We start from the raw sequence: 17,642 nt of genomic DNA on the forward strand, positions 1-17,642 counted from the left end.
GAAAAAACAAAGAGATCTTCTTTAAAAAGTCTTATTCAGTAGTCTTTATATTTTCATAGCAGTACTAAGCTTTATTTATCTCTTATCAATTTATTGATGGTTCAATTTCCGATTGATGTATTAATTGTTCATTAAGCTAATGGGAAACGTTAACTCAATACAATTAAGGAACCAGCTGACCAATATGACCGGCTGCTTTATTCAACTAACTGACAGGTTACATTATTGTACATAAGCAAAAATATATACTTGACTCTAAAGTACTATAGTGGGTATTATTTCCATATGTTGATGAATAGGAGAATAGACGATGTTAATTTTAGAATTCAAACAATCTCACCATCATGGAAAGCGTTAATCCATTTCTAAAAAAATTTGGGATGGGTTAACGCTATTCGCGCTTCCCATCCTGCGATATATGAACGCGCAGGACTTAGGTCTAGCGCGTTTTTTTATTTTTGTAACAAAAGAAATGGAGGAGTAAAAATGGAAATCATGACAGATTCAAGAGGTAACATTTTTTTGGATTTTATTCGTATCGAGTATGATAAGGTCATTACAAGCACACTGGATGCTCCGCTAACACATGCTCTAATTGTCGTGAAATGCCAAGAAAAGTACCTATTTATGCATAATAAATGGAGAAACAACTGGGAACTTCCAGGAGGGATTATTGAAGCTGGAGAGAATGCTCAACAATGTGTAATTAGAGAATTGTTTGAAGAAACCAATCAAAATATTAACACGGCTGAATTCAAAGGGCTAATGAAGTTTAGACTCCAGCCAAGTTTTCATGGACCTGAACGGACAGAGTATGGAGCTCTGTTCATGAGTGAACTGTACCAACTTGATGATTTTATTGAAAACGATGAAGCTTCTTCAATTATTCTTTGGGATGGTACATCGGAGATCGGTGATATCGCAGAAATAGATAGGAAGTTAATTGAATTCGTGTGATCTGTGTCGTTTAGCAAATGGTTCGGCATCAGTTTCTGTGGATATTAGCAATAAGGCCCAATTGATTGATATAGGGAGTGAAAGTTGTGTTTCCAGTATTAAGTCCAATAACAAAAGAATATCAAGGTAGATTATTTGTTTTTGAGGGTGTCGATGGCTCTGGAAAGACCACAATGATTGAGATGCTTGCTGGTAAGTTTCGAAACGAAGGTAGAGAAGTTCTCATAACTATGCAGCCAACGCCAGAAATGAGGCAGCTGCATATTTTTAAAACTTTTATTTATAAACCGGACAAACGACATCTTGTCGACTATAATGCGCTGCAGATGTATATGATAGCAGATCGTATTCAACATTATAAAGAAGTCATAGAGCCTGCTCTCCGTAAAGGGGGTTATGTCATTAGTGATCGTTATATTTTTACAATGCTTGCAACAATGGTAGCACGTGGAAATTCGCCAGAACCATGGTTAAATGAGATACTTCCATCCATCCGTCAACCCCATGCTTCATTTCTTATGGATGTTGATTTAGAAACTAGTATAGCGCGGATAAAACAACGTAAAAGCTTTGAAGATTCCTACGTTGAGCGCGAACACTTGGAGAAGAGTTTGACCAGCTATCGGAGGGTAGGCGAGTGTTACAATATGCATGTGATTTCTTCAGCAGATTTAGGAATTGAGGATGCATTTTCTAAAATAGCTTCTATTGTAGATCAGCTAGAGGTGATTAACTATTGATCGCCTGAGGGAAAGCTACATTCCTTCACATAAAAAGGCCCTTTAACCCATTTTCTTTTTCTTGATTTCACCTTGCAAGAAAAGCGAACATGGATAAAGGGCCTTTATGTTTGTCAGATGACATCATCACAGAATAAGTGATTTGATACATTTGGATCGCTGGCGTTGCTCTCAGAGCTTATTTTTCTACGGGGTCACAGGCTGTACTGTTTAAGTCCGGATTTACAAGGAACTCGTTATAATTGTTAATTTTGTAATCAATAATCTTTTGTGTCTCCAGTAATCGGTCAATTTCATCCTGAATTTTATTCTTATGTTCGATCAGAATGGAGACTCTCTGAGGGATTGAGGATGTTCCCATTTCGTAAAGCTTTTGGAAATGCTTCATTTCGTTTATTGTCATTCCGGTTGATTTGAGCCTTCGTAAAAAGACCATGCCTATTAATTGATGTTTACTATACCTTCTGTGGCCGTTTGCTTCGCGATCGGCATACGGAAGCAAGCCGATTTTCTCATAATAGCGGATGGTATCTTCTGACAGACCCGTGAATTCAGCGGCCTGTTTAATTGAGCTTGCGTTTTCGGGAATGTCGATCACTTTGCTGCACCTCCTAGTCTATTACCACGGTATCACTCCGTTTTCATCAAAGAAACCACCAGTCGGACCATTATTGAGAAGTGTGGCGAGTTTCACGACAATAGAAGCTCCCTGTTCAACGGTACGATAACCCGTATGCCCATTCAAATCCGTAGCAGTGAACCCTGGATCAGCTGAATTTATCTTGATCGGCGTATCTTTTAATTCTTTGGCAAGCTAGACAGTCAGTGCATTGACAGCCGTTTTCGAACTCATGTAGGCGAGCAAATTTACTCCATATTTTTCGGCATCGGATTCCGGGTCATTATTTAAGGTCAAGGAAGACAATCCACTTGAAAGGTTTACAATTCTGCCAGCAGGCGATTTTTTAATCAGAGGAAGCATAGCCTTAGTGACAGAGAACATGCCGAAAACATTTGTCTCATAAGTATTTCTTAGAACGGTCAATTCCAGTTGACTCGGAGGAAGACCCCTATCCAAGCTCACTCCAGCGTTATTAATCAGAACATCAAGCGCTCCATACTGATCTTCAATTCGACTAGCAGCAGATTGAGTTGTTTCCAGGTCTGTAACGTCAAGCGTTATTGCCTCAGCATTTATGTTCTCATTCTTCAGCGAAGCAGCTGCTTCCTGCCCTTTGGATTGATCCCTTGAACCAATTAAAATTGTGAATCCCATCTTGCCCAATTGTCTGGCACTCTCGAACCCGATACCTTTATTTCCACCCGTTATCAAAACAGTCTTTTGGTTCATGATTAAGTCTCCTTGAGGTAATATTTACTTGCTGAAGATCACGATACATCTTGGAGTACACTCCAAGTCAAGAGCAAAATTTTAGACCGACGGATAGGAGTAAGTATGTATTTTGACAACTGATCAGTCTAATGACATTAATCAATGGTATAGATGTCCCAATCTCCTTGTTCATTCTGCCGGATCGCATACATCATTTTTACTTCTTCAACCGAATTGGTTGTTGTATCCAGACGTTCACCAAGAACCGTAATATGCACCTGTTTTTTAATAGACGCACTTTTCTCAATGCTTTCAATGCTTGAAAACGTATATTGGAACTGCTCACCATAATAAAAATCCATGGCATCGGCCAGTTGATCATCGACAAAACCGGATCGGTACAGTTTGTGATCATGCTGCACGAGAGCGGTCAGGTTCTTTTCGAGTACATCCAGCGCGGGGCGCTCGTTTTCGTTCAACGTATTTTCAGCTGATTCTAAGTCAATTGCCAATTCAGCTTTAAAGCTGGTATTCGACGATGGTTTGGCACTCGTATCTTGCGGTTTTGTTGTATCGGTAGCTGCATTCTGAGTCGGTATATTTGTCGATGTGCTTGGTTCATCTTTTGGCAGACTTTCTCCACTACATGCCATCAAAAAAATTAGAGAGATTAATAGTGTAGTCATTACATATGTTTTTATCACTATATCCCACCTTATTAAATATTTATAGATTAGACGCTAGGAAGTATGAAAGAGTTACATTAATAAATTTTACACCTATGGACAGTACAATGGGGATCAAGACCAAGTTCCCCCGTTCACCGTGATGATGCTGTATACATTACGGGATCTCCAGAATTTTGAAGGGAAAATGGGTTTGGATATGGAAGTAAACGAAAGTACAATTGAATAAAATCACATGGTGATTTCTACGATTTCGTTACTCCTCTCTTCTTCGGTGTTGTTACAATAGATGGAAGGTCTATCCAGCTAGGTGAAGGATAGCTTCTTAAGAAAACAAAAGAGTACAAAAAATCGACTTGAGGTGGTAATGATAACTAGCATAAAGGACGTTCTACTCGATCAATTGGCAGCTTGTCATGATGATGAAAGTTGGTTTAAATCGTCTAAAACCATTTTAGATGATATATCAGTTGCGGAGGCAACTTGGAAACCTGAGGGTAATTCACATTCCATCTGGGAGATCGCGAATCATCTTATATACTGGAATGAGATGTGGCTAGCACGTTTTAGGAACGAAGACATATTTGAAATTAGTATTATAAATAATGAAGAAACTTTTGAAATGGATCGCCTGAAGCTGGATGAAGAAAGTTGGCGTAAAACCATTCGACGGTTGAGTAATGGCTTTTCCGAATGGCGTGACAGCATTACTAATTGTGAGATATCAAAACTGGAAGGAAGAATACCTTCCTACTTCAATGCTCAGTGGTGGAATGTTGTTTCAAATTTGTGTATCCATAATGCACATCATATTGGACAAATGATGTTTTTGAAAAAGCTAGTAAGGCTAAACGAGACGGACGTACTTGGGTAACTTATTCAACTAATTTGAAACGTTAGTTGAACTACAGTTAAAAATTGAGGAGGCAACAATTATATTATGGCCGATGACCTATACCGAAAACTTGTTCCTTTCTTCCTGAAGAAAGATCTGGTTCAGGTAGCAGCTCAGTTTTTTATTTCAGGGATAATCGGAGTTATCTATGGATGTATGTTAATTGACGAAACTATAGGTGGAACTATTAACAAAGTTTTGCCGAGTAGTGATGGTCCGGATCTTCACCTATATTTGCCCGTTGTGATTATTGTGTTAATCTACACATATTTCATTCAAAAAAAAGAAAGAATTTTCCTGGAAAAAATCTCATTCAGTTGTCTTCATATTATCATTGCAATAATAAGCTGTTTTTCCTCTTGTGTAGTTCTACTTTTAATTTAATTCAAATTGGTGTTGCGCTAACAGGAAACGATAGCGCTCAATACAACTAAGCAAGCAGCTGACCAAATGAACTGCATCCCAATTGTTAGACAGTGTCTGGCAAATGGAGGTGCAGTTCATTTTTGATCGGCTGCTTTTGTTCAACTAATGGGAACGAAACTTTCAATTTCAAATTATAGTAAAGTGGAACTTTTAAACTGCTAGAACTACACTCTTGAGGGAGTGTAGTTTGGATATTCGAGGATATGGGACTACGTTTTATTCGATATTTTGAGATAATACGGAAACTTCCTCTAAGTAAATGCGTATGTAAACCCATATCCAGGAAATAGAAAACTTGGGCATAAGTTGGGGAGATAACACGAGCGGAGGTTGGTACTGCACTCAGTGTGATTGGTTAGTGCGGTTTATATAGCTAAAGAATCGCGCATTTCTACCGAGGAGGATAAACCAATGAATTTAATCGTCAAGTGGATGCGAGAATTCAAAGACCGTGATACCCGGCAGCAGTTGAAAGGCTATCGAGACAAAGTGGAACTCATCAGGAAGCGGAATTTGGAAGCTTGGGGCGATCAGCAGCTTCAAGAGGAATCTCTCCGCCTTAAAGAAAAAGCAAAGTGGGGGACGCCTTTAGATGAGCTTCTTGTCGATGCCTATGCGTTAGTCTGCGAGGTAGCGAAGAGAAAGCTCGGTTTACAGCCCTATGATGTGCAGATCATGGCTGCTATCGCTCTGCATGAGAGATTTTTGGTCGAGCAGCATACTGGTGAAGGGAAAACACTCTCTGCTGTTATGCCTGCTTATCTAAATGCGCTGACTGGCCAAGGCGTTCATGTGCTAACGTTTAACGATTATTTGGCAAATCGAGATGCCGAGTGGATGGGCCCGATCTATCGTTTTCTCGGGTTAAGCGTAAACTCGGTTCAAGCGGGCATGAGCCTGTACGAGAAAAAGGAAGCTTACGCCAAAGATATAACTTATGTGACGGCTAAAGAAGCGGGATTTGATTATTTACGCGACACGATCACATTAAATGAAGCTGATATGGTGCATCGCCCGTTCCACTACGTTATTGTCGATGAAGCGGATTCACTGCTCCTCGACGAAGCGCGGGTGCCGCTAGTCATCAGCGGAGAGTCGAGCGCCTCCAAGAGCGACGATATTCGTTTCGCAGAAGTGGCTCGGCAGCTCAAACAAGCAGAGCATTACGAATTCGACGAGTTCCAGCGGAACGTGTACTTGAATGAAGCAGGGGCTGCGAAGGTGGAATTGCTGCTCGGATGCGGTAATCTGTACGACAGCCAAAATAGTCATTTGCTAACATCAGTAAATTGTGCGCTGCATGTGGAAACGTTACTTAAAGAAGATGTTGATTACATCGTACGGGACGGTGTAATCGAGTTAATTGATGAATATACCGGCCGTGTAGCGGAGAACAGGTATTTGCCGGACGGGCTGCAAGCCGCGCTTGTGGCCAAAGAAGGACTGCAGTGGACGGCAGGCGGGAAAATTCTCGGGACGATCACCATTCAACACTTCATTAGCCTGTATCCGGGAATTTGCGGAATGACGGCTACGGCGCAAGCTTCAACAATGGAATTCGAACATATCTATGCGCTGCGAGTCGTGCAAATTCCGCCGAACCAGCCAAATATACGGATTGATCACCCGCACCGGATTTATACCCATAAAGAAGCCAAACTGAAGGCGCTTGTACAAGAAATTTCGTCTGTCCATGCAACGGGACGTCCGATTCTCATCGGGACGTCTAGCGTCGAGGAGTCTGACAAGCTGGCGGAGGCGCTGGCAAACGCTAACGTACATTGCCATGTTCTGAATGCAAAAAATGACGCAAAAGAAGCCGAAATCATCGCTAAAGCAGGAGAAATCGGCGCCGTAACGGTGTCTACCAATATGGCAGGACGCGGCGTAGACATTCGGCTCGGCGGCAGCAACCCTGAGCAGGCAGAAGTTGTCGCCAAGCTGGGAGGATTATACGTGGTGGGTACATATGTGAACGAAAGCCTGCGGATTGATGAACAGTTACGTGGCCGTTCCGGCCGCCAGGGCGACCCTGGAGCTTCCGTATTTTTCCTCAGCTTGGAAGACGAGTTGATGCTTCAGTTCGGTATCCATAAAGTGGTTCGCGCTCCTAAGCAGGATGAGGCTCTCGAGGATTCGGTGCTCCGCAGTAAAATCGAGCATATTCAGCGCATTATTATGGGCCAAAACTTCGATATCCACCAGGAACTAAACGGTTATTCTGATATGGTGGAGGACCAGAGGCGAATTCTATATGCGGAGAGGCTCCGAGTTTTGAAAGGCGAGCAGCGGATGAGCCCTTCGGAGCAGCGGGTACGGCTTTTTTATATCGACGAGTTCTGGGCTGAACATTTGGCATACGTTTCTTACCTTCGCGAAAGCATCCACTTGGAGAGCATTGCCAGCCGCAATCCAATTGACGAATTCCATACAAAAATCTCCCAAGCCTACGAGCAAATTCCGGCTAAAATCAACAAGAAGTCTACGAATATGCTTGAAAGGCTTGGGGGTACAAATGATCCAGCGGAGTGGGAAAAGTTCGGTCTGAAAAGCCCTATTTCCACCCGGACCTATATTATCAACGACCAGTATAGCGAGAATAATCGTAGCTCATGGACAGGAACGACCGTATTGGCTTTTTGGGGCCGCAAGATGTTGAGGTTGGCACTGTGGCCGGTATATAAGCTGTCTAAACAGTGATACTGAGTAGATTTTAAGGATAATCGGGTAAGATCCTCTTTAGAGATCGAACAAATAGTATAAAAATCTTTGGAGAATAGTTTAGTTAGGAGATGAGATTGACACTGTGACACTATTTTATTATATTGCTGAAAGCCATGGGCTTCCAACAGGGGAACGAAAGCTCAATAAATCAAGGAGTCAGCCAATCAGCATGATTGGCTGACTTTGTTCAACTAACGGGCAGGTTAGTTTAGTAAGACAGGAGAAATTCTCAAGAATCTACACTGTTTGGAGGTAACCTTACGTTTGCGTCTTATTATATAAAGATTATAAAACTTAGGAGGTTTTCCAAATGAAGAAGTTAGTATTATTTTCTTTTGCTTTTCTATGTTCTTCGCTTTTGGTAATTCCAACCAATGATGCAGCTGCAATAGTACAAGGTCCAAAAGGAACGCAAGTTGTTGTGAATAATAATGACTTAGATTCAAAAGACATTCTCAACAAGAACAACCAGGTATTTTTTAGCCTGACTTCACTCAAAAGTTTAGGTGGCTTAACGTTTGCCTGGAATAATACTACTAAGCAAGTGACAGTGAAGGGGAGCGATACAAACTTGCAGTTGACGATGAATAAAAAAGTAGCACAAAAAAATGGAAATTCAGTTTCATTAAGTACTGCTCCATTTATTCATAACGATAAAACAATGATTCCCTTACGTTTTGTTGCAGAAGCGTTGGACGGTTCAGTAACTTGGAATCAAAAGACCCAAACTGCATTTGTTTCGAAACCAAGCACGAAACTGCTTACTGATATTAAGAGCAGTGAATTAAGCACAGCAAGAAATGCTGCGATTAATCTTCCTAGAGTTTCACAGCTCACAGAGGACTTTGAAGCATCTGTGGAAGCAGCCAGCCTTCAATATTATTTTCCGGAAAATACAAAAGACCGATTCATTGAGGTCAATAATAATGTAATCCGTTATTATCAAATTACGAAGAACACAGCTTATCTTAAGTGGCAAGCTTTTATTAGCGAAAAGGCCGCCAAGCAGGATAATCTTTATTTCCTAAACCGCTCCTTTACAAAAGAGAATGGTTCCTTACCAAATTTTAAAGATACGACATTCGCCAACTTTCGCTGGATGCCTCATATTACTTCTACTGGATATGGTTTAATCAATAAGGAAAATTGGAATGATGTTGTTTTTAAAGAAGCTGAAGTGCCTGAATCTGATGTGAAAGAAAACTATATTATTGTTGATATTCCAGAAGATTGATTTGAAATGAAATTTCAAAATGGGTTGATTAGAATTCCTCAACTAAGGCAATACCGTGAATGTTTATTTCCGCACGTTGCTAGTCCGTTAGCGATGAATCATTGGTGAGCACGGTCAAGCGCTTTGTCCAGCCTGATATCAATCTTCACATAATGCAAATTTGAATTATTCGGAGCAATCATGCTGATCTGCCGGTCCCTCAACGCCCATCCATCATAGAACGGACAGACAAAAGCTGTGGTGCCATACACTTCGGAAATCCCTCAATGTCAGGCAATACATCTTTCATACCTGTGGCAAACAAGAGCTTGCGACTGTGAGCCGTCGCTTTCTAGCTCTCCAACTGAAGGCGAAAATCACCGTCACCTCCAGTAAAGATTGGAATAGGACCGAAGGGTACTTCACAATATCTGTTCCCTTGCAATCCGCCGGAATTCAGATGGCGTAATCCCATCACGTGTCAAGAAGCCATGAGATTCTTTTGTCACATGGTTTCTTGGTATCTCCATATATTTCGGCCTCAGTCTCCGGTCATCTTCCTTCTACCTCCCTGATCAACATCACAATCTTCAAAAGCTATTGGCAAGCCAAGTTTGCACGGATTCGGCCTCAGGCTTCCAGCCAAGCAAGTTTCGAGCATGCACAGAGCGAATTCGGGAATTCGTCGCCAGTGTATATTGAGCCAGAAGGCCAAATTCAGCAACCGCTTCTTCCAGAGACCAGCTCATCGTACGTCCCTCATATCCAAGCGCCTCACTCACGTAACGGCTTAGATCACGGAACGATTCCTCGCCATTTTCTGCGAAAAAGTAAGAGGAGGATGGCGCTTTGTCTAGCGCAAGAAGATACAATTGGGCCAAGTCACGAATATGGACGTTCGACCATCTGTTCAGACCTTTACCAATATAGACTCCGGCCTTCATTTCTTTCGATTTCTGTACAATCATTGGAAGCTGAATGCTGTCTCTTGGAAGTCCGAGAGACGTTCCATATACCATGGAAGGTACGATGACAATGCCTCGCACTCCTTGATCGACCCCTGCTTTACGCACCAGCTCATTGACTCGAATCGATTCTAAGTCCCTTGTTACAGGTGTTTCTTCGTTATAGATTTGCTCGCTCTGGAATTCGCCCTTGGCATCATCCCCAACGTTGCCTGAACCGGATGTGTGAATCAACGGCTTTCCTGTACCGCGCAAAGCGCTAATAAACGTCTCAATAGCCTTGCGGTGAGCAACGTCAGCTGTATGAATCACTCCATCGCTCCGTTTTGCGTAATCAGCCAGTATTTCCGTATCTCCAAGTGTGCCCACGACAGACTCCACCCCTAGCTCTTTCAGCTCGTTTATTTGGCTGGTGCTCCGGGTCAGACCATAGATAGAATGCCCTGCATCGAGCAATACTTTAGCCACAGAACTTCCAATATATCCGGTAACGCCTGTCATAAATATTTTCATCGTTCGTCATCTCCCTAAATTAAGTTCTTACAAGTAAAGTGATACGATCTGTCACTGTCTCCTATTAATTAATAATAAGATATTATAGACACTCTATGTCTATAATAGGGGTAAAAAAAAGGTGCGCGATTCAGCTTGCATTCATACAAAGAACCCACTCCTTTGATCGCATGGACATGAAGTGCATAGTCGAGTTAAGAATAATTCATTTGCGCTCCTATTATCGACTCATCGAGTCCATAATCGACTGACTTAGCTCATTTTAGGGCTACGGATTACATATGTCAAGTACCTGGCTCGCCTAAACCGACATAAACCATTGGAATCTTAAACTTGTTGCTCTTAGCATTCCGTATTAGACGACGGATTGCATAGCAACGTACTCCACATGCTAGAACTGCCAAGCGTACATGAAGAATGAAAATATCTGGTCATAGACTCTGTCGAAATCAACTGGCAGTGGTTAAATAATTCAAAAATTTTAAAACGATTATTCAAAGCTGTTCGCAATTTCTTTGTTAGTTATTTCAATAAATTTCTACTTCGGTTTCCTTTTGAAAAAATGAAGCAATTGCTGATCTCCTAGCTGTAAAGGATATTGAACTAACGGGAAACGATAGTTCAAGCATGGGCAATCTGCAGGTTGGGCAGATTGCTTCTTTTTTTCACTCTAAAAATCACTGTTTCCAGTACATTACAATTACGCTACAATGGAATGAATTGGAAGGTGGGGTGAAGATATGAGCATTGTACCGAGCGAACTGCTGCGCAGTTTGCAATCATTATCTGGACCGTTCCCTTCTTGGGATATGGAGTATTTGCCGGATCGTCCTGGAAGGCTTTTTTTGGATTGGTTGCGAGTGGCGATCGATTCTGATGTGAAGGAACCTCATGCGATGACGATCTCGACTGTGGACCAGGATGGTCATCCTGATGCGCGTGTATTGATTTTGAAGAATGTTGTGGATGACTCGTTTTACTTTGCATCCAGTGCCGAGAGCCGAAAGGGACAGCAGTTGAAAGATAACCCTCACGTAGCACTGACGTTTTACTGGCCTGCGCTTGGAAGACAGATTCGCATTAAGGGAACAGCAGAGGATATGGGAGATGAAGCAGGAGCTGATGATTTCCGGAAACGCTCGGCTGGAGCACGCGCAGTTGCCATGACAGGGCACCAGAGTCAGGAACTGGGGAGCGAGGAAGTACTGGATAGCTCCATTGAAGCCCAGATGGAACGGATTCAACGTGACCCCGATGTCGTATCACCTCAATGGCGATTATACGCGGTGAACGCAGAAGAGGTGGAGTTTTGGCAGGGAGATCCAGAGCGGAAGCATACACGAATTCGGTACCAGCTGCGAGACGGGCAGTGGAAGCAGCACAGATTGTGGCCTTGATACTACAACATAAGGACAGGACAATACTGAACGAGTTAAAGTGTGTTTTTTAATAATCCCAGGGAGGGACATGTATGAAGACGATTGAAAGCTTTTTTGATCCATTTCCCGTATTGGAAACCGAACGAACCTTGCTCCGGCCCCTCACCTATGATGATCTGGATGATATGTATAGTTACTGCGCAGTCCCTGCCGTTTCGGAATTTACTACATGGGACACGCATCAGAGTAAGGAAGATACCAAAGGTTTTATTGATTTTGTCATGAACCGCTATGAGATGGACAAGCTCGGACCTTGGGGGATTGAGGATAAACGGACCAAAAGGCTGATTGGCAGCTGCAATTATTTAGGCTGTGACAGCAGCAGTATGAGGGTGGAACTGGGTTATGTATTGTCCGATCGGTACTGGAATCAAGGGATCATGACGGAAGTGGTGAACGAAATCATTCAATTTGGATTCGAAGAAGTCGGATTGGAACGAATTCAAGCCAGATGTATGGTGGACAATACAGGTTCGGCCAAGGTGATGGAGAAGGTAGGCATGAAATTCGAGGGTGTCCTGCGAAATTACATGAGAGTCAAAAATGAGCTTCGGGACTTGAAGATGTATGCCATTCTAAAAGAAGATTTTATTCGTCATAAGTAAATGAGTGTTTGAGAGGGTTGTTATCGTTGAGCAAAGGAATGCTGTATTTTGTTTTATTTATCACTTTACTGAATAACACATATGTATAGGGCCGCTTCCCAAGGGCAAGGCGTCATATTTAATATTATCTAAATCATATGTACATACAATAAACTGGCCCACTTCCGATGATCGGAGAGTTGGGTTTTTATCTCATTCCTAACTTACTCGGCGTGCATAATGTCATATCCGAATTCTGCATCATTCCGCTATAATCTCCAAGTTGTATTAACATGAGATGAAGGAACCAGGAGGTATATGGAATTGACCGCAAAAAACAGATATAAATCACTCGAACTTGAAACACACGATGTGGTTGAGTTGGAAGGGCTGGAGGTCGGGGTGACCTCCAATTGCAATTTCAAGTGTGATTATTGCTGCGCTTACAATCGGGACGATGGACAGTGCATGGATGCCCAGGAAGTTATCCGCATTATAAGTGAACTTCCCAGATTGAAACGTGTCCGATTGTCTGGGGGAGAAGTGACGCTGAAGTATCAGGATTGTCTGGAGATCGTAACCTATTGTGCAGCACATGGGATCGACACGCAATTGAATACGAATGCCAGCCTGCTGACCGAAGAACGCATTCATGCGTTGCGTAATGCAGGGTTGTCCAACATTCATATTTCATTCAATTATACCGATGCGGAAGCCTATTCCACCTACTACCGTGTTCACCCGCGCATGTACGAGAGACTGGAACGCAATATCCGATTGTGTACGGAAGCCGGACTGGAGACAGTACTGGAAACGCTGCTGTTTGAAGGCACACAATCGAACATGCTGGCCATTAGCGAGAAGGTCTATGATCTGGGTGTACGGATTCATGAGATTCAGAATAGTATTGTGATGCCTCACAGCAAGTGGAGCAAAATAGCTTCCAAAGAATCTCTCATTCGCTCTGTAAACGAGCTGATTAAACACAAGAAGGACGACACAACCCTATATTTTACCTGTATGGATCGCTTCGCCGATCAATTGGGATTGCATGAGCAGCCAGGTGTATATTTCTCCAATTGTGTGGATGGAACGAAACAGCTGCACTTGCACGGCAACGGGGACATCCTCATCTGTGAGCTGTGTCACCCGGTAGTGATTGGAAACATCTATCAAGGCACGTCATTGAACGAAATTTATGCCAAGCAGCCACCCGCGTTAGCGGACTTTTTGGAAAAACGGCCTTGCCCCGCGTACGATGCACTTTTTGCAGGTGAGTAGTGAAAAAAGGGATACCGTATCGTATCCCACTGGTTGAAGATGAACCTAAGCACGACCTCGTTTATACCAGCCCTATTCTGAAGTCGTTCATAAGGATATATCCATTGGTTTGAAGGTTACCTGATTCCCCCGAGGGAGAGGTGGCCTTCTTTTTTTGTCTTTGTACATGTTTCAGATTCATTTAAGCTACCCCGCCTATCATGGCCTTAAGAACTTAGATGATGAAGAGGTGGCTTCAATGATGAGAATGTATGATAAACCCAATCCGAAAGAACCACATAGAAAAGCAAACCCCAATAAAAGGCGAAAGTGGCTGATGGTTACGCTTGTTGTTGTCCTTGCGATCGGTGGCATTATTTACAGTCTTGCTGACCGTTACCTGATTCGGCATGTGGAAGTGGTCGTAGCGGATGACAATACAGCATCAGCCAGCAGTTCGAATGATGCGGCAGCCACAGAGACGGAGGTCAATGCAACCTCAGATGACTGGAACTATTCAAGTGATGATATGCAGGTCAGCATTGAAAAGGTGCAGACAGGCTCCGGTTCGGATCAGATTACGTATTACGTCGCAGATGTACAGTTGACGGATGCAAGCAGTCTGCGCTCGGCTTTGGCGGATAACAGCTTTGGCACGAATATTACCGAAAACACGTCAGAGATCGCTGCGGCCAACAATGCCATATTCGCCATTAATGGGGATTACTACGGTTTCCGTGATGATGGCGTGATTATCCGCAACGGTACGGTATACCGGGATGATCCGGTTCGTGATGCGATGGCACTCTTCAGTGACGGGACGATGAAGACGTATAACGAGACGGAAGTTTCCTCCTCGGAGCTGCTGGCCGAAGGTGCCACCAATACGCTGTCGTTTGGACCGATCCTGATCCAGGACGGCGAGATTGTAAGTGATTTTAGCAGTGTGAAAATCGACAACAACTTCGGCAACCGTTCCATCCAGGACGCGAACCCGAGAACGGCAATCGGCATGATTGCCCCGAATCATTATGTATTCGTCGTGGTGGACGGAAGGCAGAACGACAGCCGGGGCATGACGCTGGCAGAGCTGGCGGACGTGATGCAAGGTTTGGGAGCAACAGAAGCCTATAACTTGGACGGCGGCGGCTCATCCACCATGTATTTTATGGGCCGGGTCGTGAATAATCCACTGGGCAGAAATCAGGAACGCGGCGTAAGTGACATCCTTTACCTCAAGGAGGGACAATGATCATGACCATATTAATTCCATCCTACGAACCGGACGTTCGTTTGTTAAATCTGGTGCTGCAGCTGCAGACGTTTCAATTAGGGCCCATTGTCATTGTGGATGATGGCAGTGGGGCGGAGTATCGCGGGATATTTGAGACAGCTGAAGCATACGGCTGCACCGTTCTGACCCATCCGATCAATCTGGGCAAGGGACGTGCGCTGAAGACTGGATTCCAGCATATCAAGGAATTTGGCCCACAGGGTGGTGTCGTATGTGCAGACAGTGACGGGCAGCATCTGCCGCATGATATCCGGCGTATCTTCGATGTGCTGCTGGAGCAGACCACCCCAGGGATCGTACTCGGCAGCCGCCGGTTTAGCGGAACGATTCCTGCACGCAGTCGTTTTGGAAACACAGTTACCCGGGCGGTCTTTTCCATCACAACGGGTACCAAAGTATATGACACTCAAACGGGCTTGCGTGGTTTTCCATATTCCATGCTGGACTGGCTCTGTCAGATTCCGGGTGATCGGTTTGAGTACGAGATGAACATGCTGCTAACCGCGAACAAGGAAGGATACGAAATCACGGAGGAGTTTATTGACACGGTATATCTGGATCATAACAAATCCTCCCATTTCCGCCCGCTGGTAGACTCGTTCCGCATTTATATGCCGATCCTGATGTTCAGTACGTCTTCGGTGCTGTCCGCCTTGATCGATTTTGGATTACTGTTCGTCATCCAGTATTTCACGCATAATCTGTTTCTGTCTGTCGTCACTGCGAGGCTGTGCAGCTCTGTCTTCAACTATACGATCAATCGGAAATATGTGTTTTCAGCCGGGGGCCAAACGTCGAAGGTGCGCCATTCCTTACCTAAATACTTCTCGCTGGTTATTCTGGTGCTCCTGTTGAATTACGGACTCCTGTACTTCTATAACGAAAAACTGATCATCCCCCTCATCGCGGCCAAGGTGCTGACGGAGGTATCCATCTTCCTGTTCAGCTACTGGGCGCAGCGCAAGTTTGTCTATTAACACAGAGAGAGTGAGTATATAGCTTGCTCTCTTTTTTCAATCATCACCGTTTCAAAAGAATATCCTGTGCTTCTTGGTTAACAAAAAAAGGCCGAGAACAGGGTAGCCTACCCTTGTTCTCGACCTTTTAAACTCAAAGGAGGACGAGCGTTACATCAGCCTCTTAATCTCATCCTTAAGGATTTCGGACTGGGTGCCGAAGATGACCTGCACAGCTCCGCCACCGAGCCTCATGACGCCGGAAGCGCCAAGCTGTTTGAGCGCCTGGTCGTTGACGGCTTTGTCGTCCCTAACAACTAGCCGGAGGCGAGTGATGCATGCGTCGATGCTCTCGATATTGTCTGCGCCACCGATCTCCGCGAGCACTTTGCCAGCCTTGGTGTCGGCAGACGGCGCTGCCACGGCGGAAGCATTAGTGGGGGCATCGGCATCATTAGCGTCATCCTCGCGCCCCGGCGTTTTCAGGTTGAACTTGACAATCATGAACCGGAAAAGGAAATAATAGACGACCGCAAATGCGAGTCCGACCGGGATCATGAGCAGCGGATTGGTTGACAGCTTCATGTTCACGAGGTAATCGATCAGACCTGCCGAGAAGGCGAAGCCCAGCTTAACATTCAGCAGGTACATGATCAGGGCCGCTGCACCGGTAAGAATAGCATGTGCCACATACAGCAGAGGCGCCGCGAACATGAAGGAGAACTCGAGCGGCTCGGTAATACCCGTTAAGAACGAAGCCACCGCTGCGCCGATAAAGATCGAAGCGACCATTTTGCGCTTTTCAGGCCGGGCTGTATGAATCAAGGCAAGCGCCGCCGCCGGAAGAGCGAACATCATAATCGGGAAGAAGCCAGACATGAACATGCCTGCCGTAGGGTCTCCGTTGAAGAAGCGTGTCAGGTCGCCGTGCACGACTTCCCCGGCTGCATTGGTATAATCTCCGATCTGGAACCAGGCGATGGAGTTGAGGACATGATGCAGACCGAGCGGGATGAGCAGGCGGTTGGCGATCATGAACACCATGGAGCCAACGCCTTCAAAGCCTACAATCCAGGTGCCGAAAGCGCCGATGGCATCCTGAATCGGGCTCCAGACCATGCCGAACAGGATGGCCAACACCAGCATGGAGCCGGCGGTGACCATCGGCACAAAGCGTTTGCCGGAGAAGAAGCCGAGCCAGTCAGGAAGCTTGATATTATGGTATTTTTTATACATATAGGCTGCAAGCAGTCCGGCAAATATCCCGCCCAATACGCCCATATCCAGCTTGACATCGTCAGGAATATAGCCGAATACACCTGGAACGGCTCCCAGAATCCGCGTCAGCACCATATAAGCGATCAGGGCGGAGAGCGCGGCGACCGCATCCCCCGCCAGTCCGATTGCCACCCCAATGGCGAAGATGAGCGCAAGGTTGCCGAAGATCGCCCCCGCTCCCTCATTCAGGAATGGAACTACATACTGATTAAGAAATCCCCCAATCACGGGACCGAGCGGAATGTCCTTTTCATAATCAAGAAGGCCGAGGCCTTGAAGAATACCTGCCGCAGGCAGGGTTGCTACAGGAAGCATCAAGGATCTTCCCAGCTTTTGCAGTGCTTTCAGCATATTGTTCTTCCTTTCTTTTTTTGATTTA

General features: G+C 44.5%; 15 protein-coding genes and 1 pseudogene. 11 read left to right on the top strand and 5 right to left on the bottom strand.

The window, feature by feature from the left end; translation table 11 throughout:
- Positions 1-486: 486 nt before the first annotated feature.
- Positions 487-957 (top strand): NUDIX domain-containing protein, encoded by a 471-nt coding sequence (locus AAIH57_RS12950; RefSeq protein WP_430021878.1) that lies wholly within the window; start codon positions 487-489, stop codon positions 955-957.
- A gap of 86 nt (positions 958-1,043) precedes the next feature.
- The gene (gene tmk / locus AAIH57_RS12955; RefSeq protein ID WP_430021879.1) at positions 1,044-1,697 is read left to right on the top strand and encodes a dTMP kinase; all 654 of its coding nucleotides are present in this window, start codon (positions 1,044-1,046) and stop codon (positions 1,695-1,697) included.
- 178 nt (positions 1,698-1,875) lie between these two features.
- Here tmk and AAIH57_RS12960 read toward each other — a convergent pair whose 3' ends face one another.
- From AAIH57_RS12960 to AAIH57_RS12970, 3 genes and pseudogenes are all read right to left on the bottom strand, one after another.
- Complete coding sequence (locus AAIH57_RS12960; RefSeq protein ID WP_430021880.1) at positions 1,876-2,295, bottom strand: MerR family transcriptional regulator; 420 nt, start codon at positions 2,293-2,295, stop codon at positions 1,876-1,878.
- A gap of 21 nt (positions 2,296-2,316) precedes the next feature.
- Positions 2,317-3,048, bottom strand: a pseudogene (locus tag AAIH57_RS12965) (SDR family oxidoreductase).
- Between the two features lie 137 nt (positions 3,049-3,185).
- Complete coding sequence (locus tag AAIH57_RS12970; protein ID WP_430021881.1) at positions 3,186-3,734, bottom strand: hypothetical protein; 549 nt, start codon at positions 3,732-3,734, stop codon at positions 3,186-3,188.
- 292 nt (positions 3,735-4,026) lie between these two features.
- On the opposite strand from AAIH57_RS12970, the gene AAIH57_RS12975 reads away from it, so the two are divergent.
- From AAIH57_RS12975 to AAIH57_RS12990, 4 genes are all read left to right on the top strand, one after another.
- Positions 4,027-4,590 carry a DinB family protein gene (locus tag AAIH57_RS12975; protein ID WP_430021882.1) on the top strand — a complete coding sequence of 188 codons (564 nt, stop codon included), beginning with the start codon at positions 4,027-4,029 and terminating at the stop codon, positions 4,588-4,590.
- Between the two features lie 66 nt (positions 4,591-4,656).
- Positions 4,657-4,995, top strand: coding sequence for a hypothetical protein (locus AAIH57_RS12980; protein WP_430021883.1), 339 nt, complete (start codon positions 4,657-4,659; stop codon positions 4,993-4,995).
- Positions 4,996-5,448: 453 nt separating this feature from the next.
- Positions 5,449-7,737: a DEAD/DEAH box helicase gene (locus AAIH57_RS12985; RefSeq protein WP_430021884.1), complete on the top strand. Its 2,289-nt coding sequence runs from the start codon at positions 5,449-5,451 to the stop codon at positions 7,735-7,737.
- 334 nt (positions 7,738-8,071) lie between these two features.
- Positions 8,072-8,995 carry a copper amine oxidase N-terminal domain-containing protein gene (locus tag AAIH57_RS12990; RefSeq protein WP_430021885.1) on the top strand — a complete coding sequence of 308 codons (924 nt, stop codon included), beginning with the start codon at positions 8,072-8,074 and terminating at the stop codon, positions 8,993-8,995.
- A gap of 569 nt (positions 8,996-9,564) precedes the next feature.
- On the opposite strand, the gene AAIH57_RS12995 is transcribed toward AAIH57_RS12990, so the two are convergent.
- Entirely contained in the window at positions 9,565-10,452 is an 888-nt protein-coding gene (locus AAIH57_RS12995) for an NAD-dependent epimerase/dehydratase family protein (protein WP_430021886.1), read from the bottom strand.
- 740 nt (positions 10,453-11,192) lie between these two features.
- Between AAIH57_RS12995 and AAIH57_RS13000 the strand changes: the two genes are divergently transcribed.
- The 5 genes from AAIH57_RS13000 to AAIH57_RS13020 all read left to right on the top strand — a co-directional run bounded on the left by AAIH57_RS13000 (position 11,193) and on the right by AAIH57_RS13020 (position 16,006).
- Entirely contained in the window at positions 11,193-11,849 is a 657-nt protein-coding gene (locus AAIH57_RS13000; RefSeq protein ID WP_430021887.1) for a pyridoxine/pyridoxamine 5'-phosphate oxidase, read from the top strand.
- 74 nt (positions 11,850-11,923) lie between these two features.
- Positions 11,924-12,496 carry a GNAT family N-acetyltransferase gene (locus tag AAIH57_RS13005; protein ID WP_430021888.1) on the top strand — a complete coding sequence of 191 codons (573 nt, stop codon included), beginning with the start codon at positions 11,924-11,926 and terminating at the stop codon, positions 12,494-12,496.
- Between the two features lie 303 nt (positions 12,497-12,799).
- On the top strand, positions 12,800-13,756 hold the full coding sequence (locus AAIH57_RS13010) for a radical SAM protein (protein ID WP_430021889.1): 957 nt from the start codon (positions 12,800-12,802) through the stop codon (positions 13,754-13,756).
- A 238-nt stretch (positions 13,757-13,994) separates the two neighbouring features.
- Positions 13,995-14,987 (top strand): phosphodiester glycosidase family protein, encoded by a 993-nt coding sequence (locus tag AAIH57_RS13015; RefSeq protein ID WP_430021890.1) that lies wholly within the window; start codon positions 13,995-13,997, stop codon positions 14,985-14,987.
- 2 nt (positions 14,988-14,989) lie between these two features.
- Positions 14,990-16,006, top strand: coding sequence for a bifunctional glycosyltransferase family 2/GtrA family protein (locus tag AAIH57_RS13020; protein WP_175399381.1), 1,017 nt, complete (start codon positions 14,990-14,992; stop codon positions 16,004-16,006).
- Between the two features lie 150 nt (positions 16,007-16,156).
- Here the strand turns inward: AAIH57_RS13020 and AAIH57_RS13025 are convergent, their stop codons facing one another.
- Complete coding sequence (locus AAIH57_RS13025; protein ID WP_430021891.1) at positions 16,157-17,614, bottom strand: PTS transporter subunit EIIC; 1,458 nt, start codon at positions 17,612-17,614, stop codon at positions 16,157-16,159.
- Between the last annotated feature and the right edge of the window lie 28 nt (positions 17,615-17,642).

Origin of the sequence: Paenibacillus sp. MABNR03, from assembly GCF_050455445.1 — a bacterium.
Taxonomy (GTDB): Bacteria; Bacillota; Bacilli; order Paenibacillales; family Paenibacillaceae; genus Paenibacillus; species Paenibacillus xylanilyticus.

Bases quoted from the DNA above. Each gene is read 5' to 3' on its own strand.
- AAIH57_RS12985 (WP_430021884.1), top strand. From the start codon at position 5,449: ATGAATTTAATCGTCAAGTGGATGCGAGAATTCAAAGACCGTGATACC.
- AAIH57_RS12995 (WP_430021886.1), bottom strand. From the start codon at position 10,452: ATGAAAATATTTATGACAGGCGTTACCGGATATATTGGAAGTTCTGTG.
- AAIH57_RS13005 (WP_430021888.1), top strand. From the start codon at position 11,924: ATGAAGACGATTGAAAGCTTTTTTGATCCATTTCCCGTATTGGAAACC.
- AAIH57_RS12980 (WP_430021883.1), top strand. From the start codon at position 4,657: ATGGCCGATGACCTATACCGAAAACTTGTTCCTTTCTTCCTGAAGAAA.
- AAIH57_RS13025 (WP_430021891.1), bottom strand. From the start codon at position 17,614: ATGCTGAAAGCACTGCAAAAGCTGGGAAGATCCTTGATGCTTCCTGTA.
- AAIH57_RS13015 (WP_430021890.1), top strand. From the start codon at position 13,995: ATGATGAGAATGTATGATAAACCCAATCCGAAAGAACCACATAGAAAA.
- AAIH57_RS12950 (WP_430021878.1), top strand. From the start codon at position 487: ATGGAAATCATGACAGATTCAAGAGGTAACATTTTTTTGGATTTTATT.
- AAIH57_RS13020 (WP_175399381.1), top strand. From the start codon at position 14,990: ATGACCATATTAATTCCATCCTACGAACCGGACGTTCGTTTGTTAAAT.
- AAIH57_RS12990 (WP_430021885.1), top strand. From the start codon at position 8,072: ATGAAGAAGTTAGTATTATTTTCTTTTGCTTTTCTATGTTCTTCGCTT.
- AAIH57_RS13000 (WP_430021887.1), top strand. From the start codon at position 11,193: ATGAGCATTGTACCGAGCGAACTGCTGCGCAGTTTGCAATCATTATCT.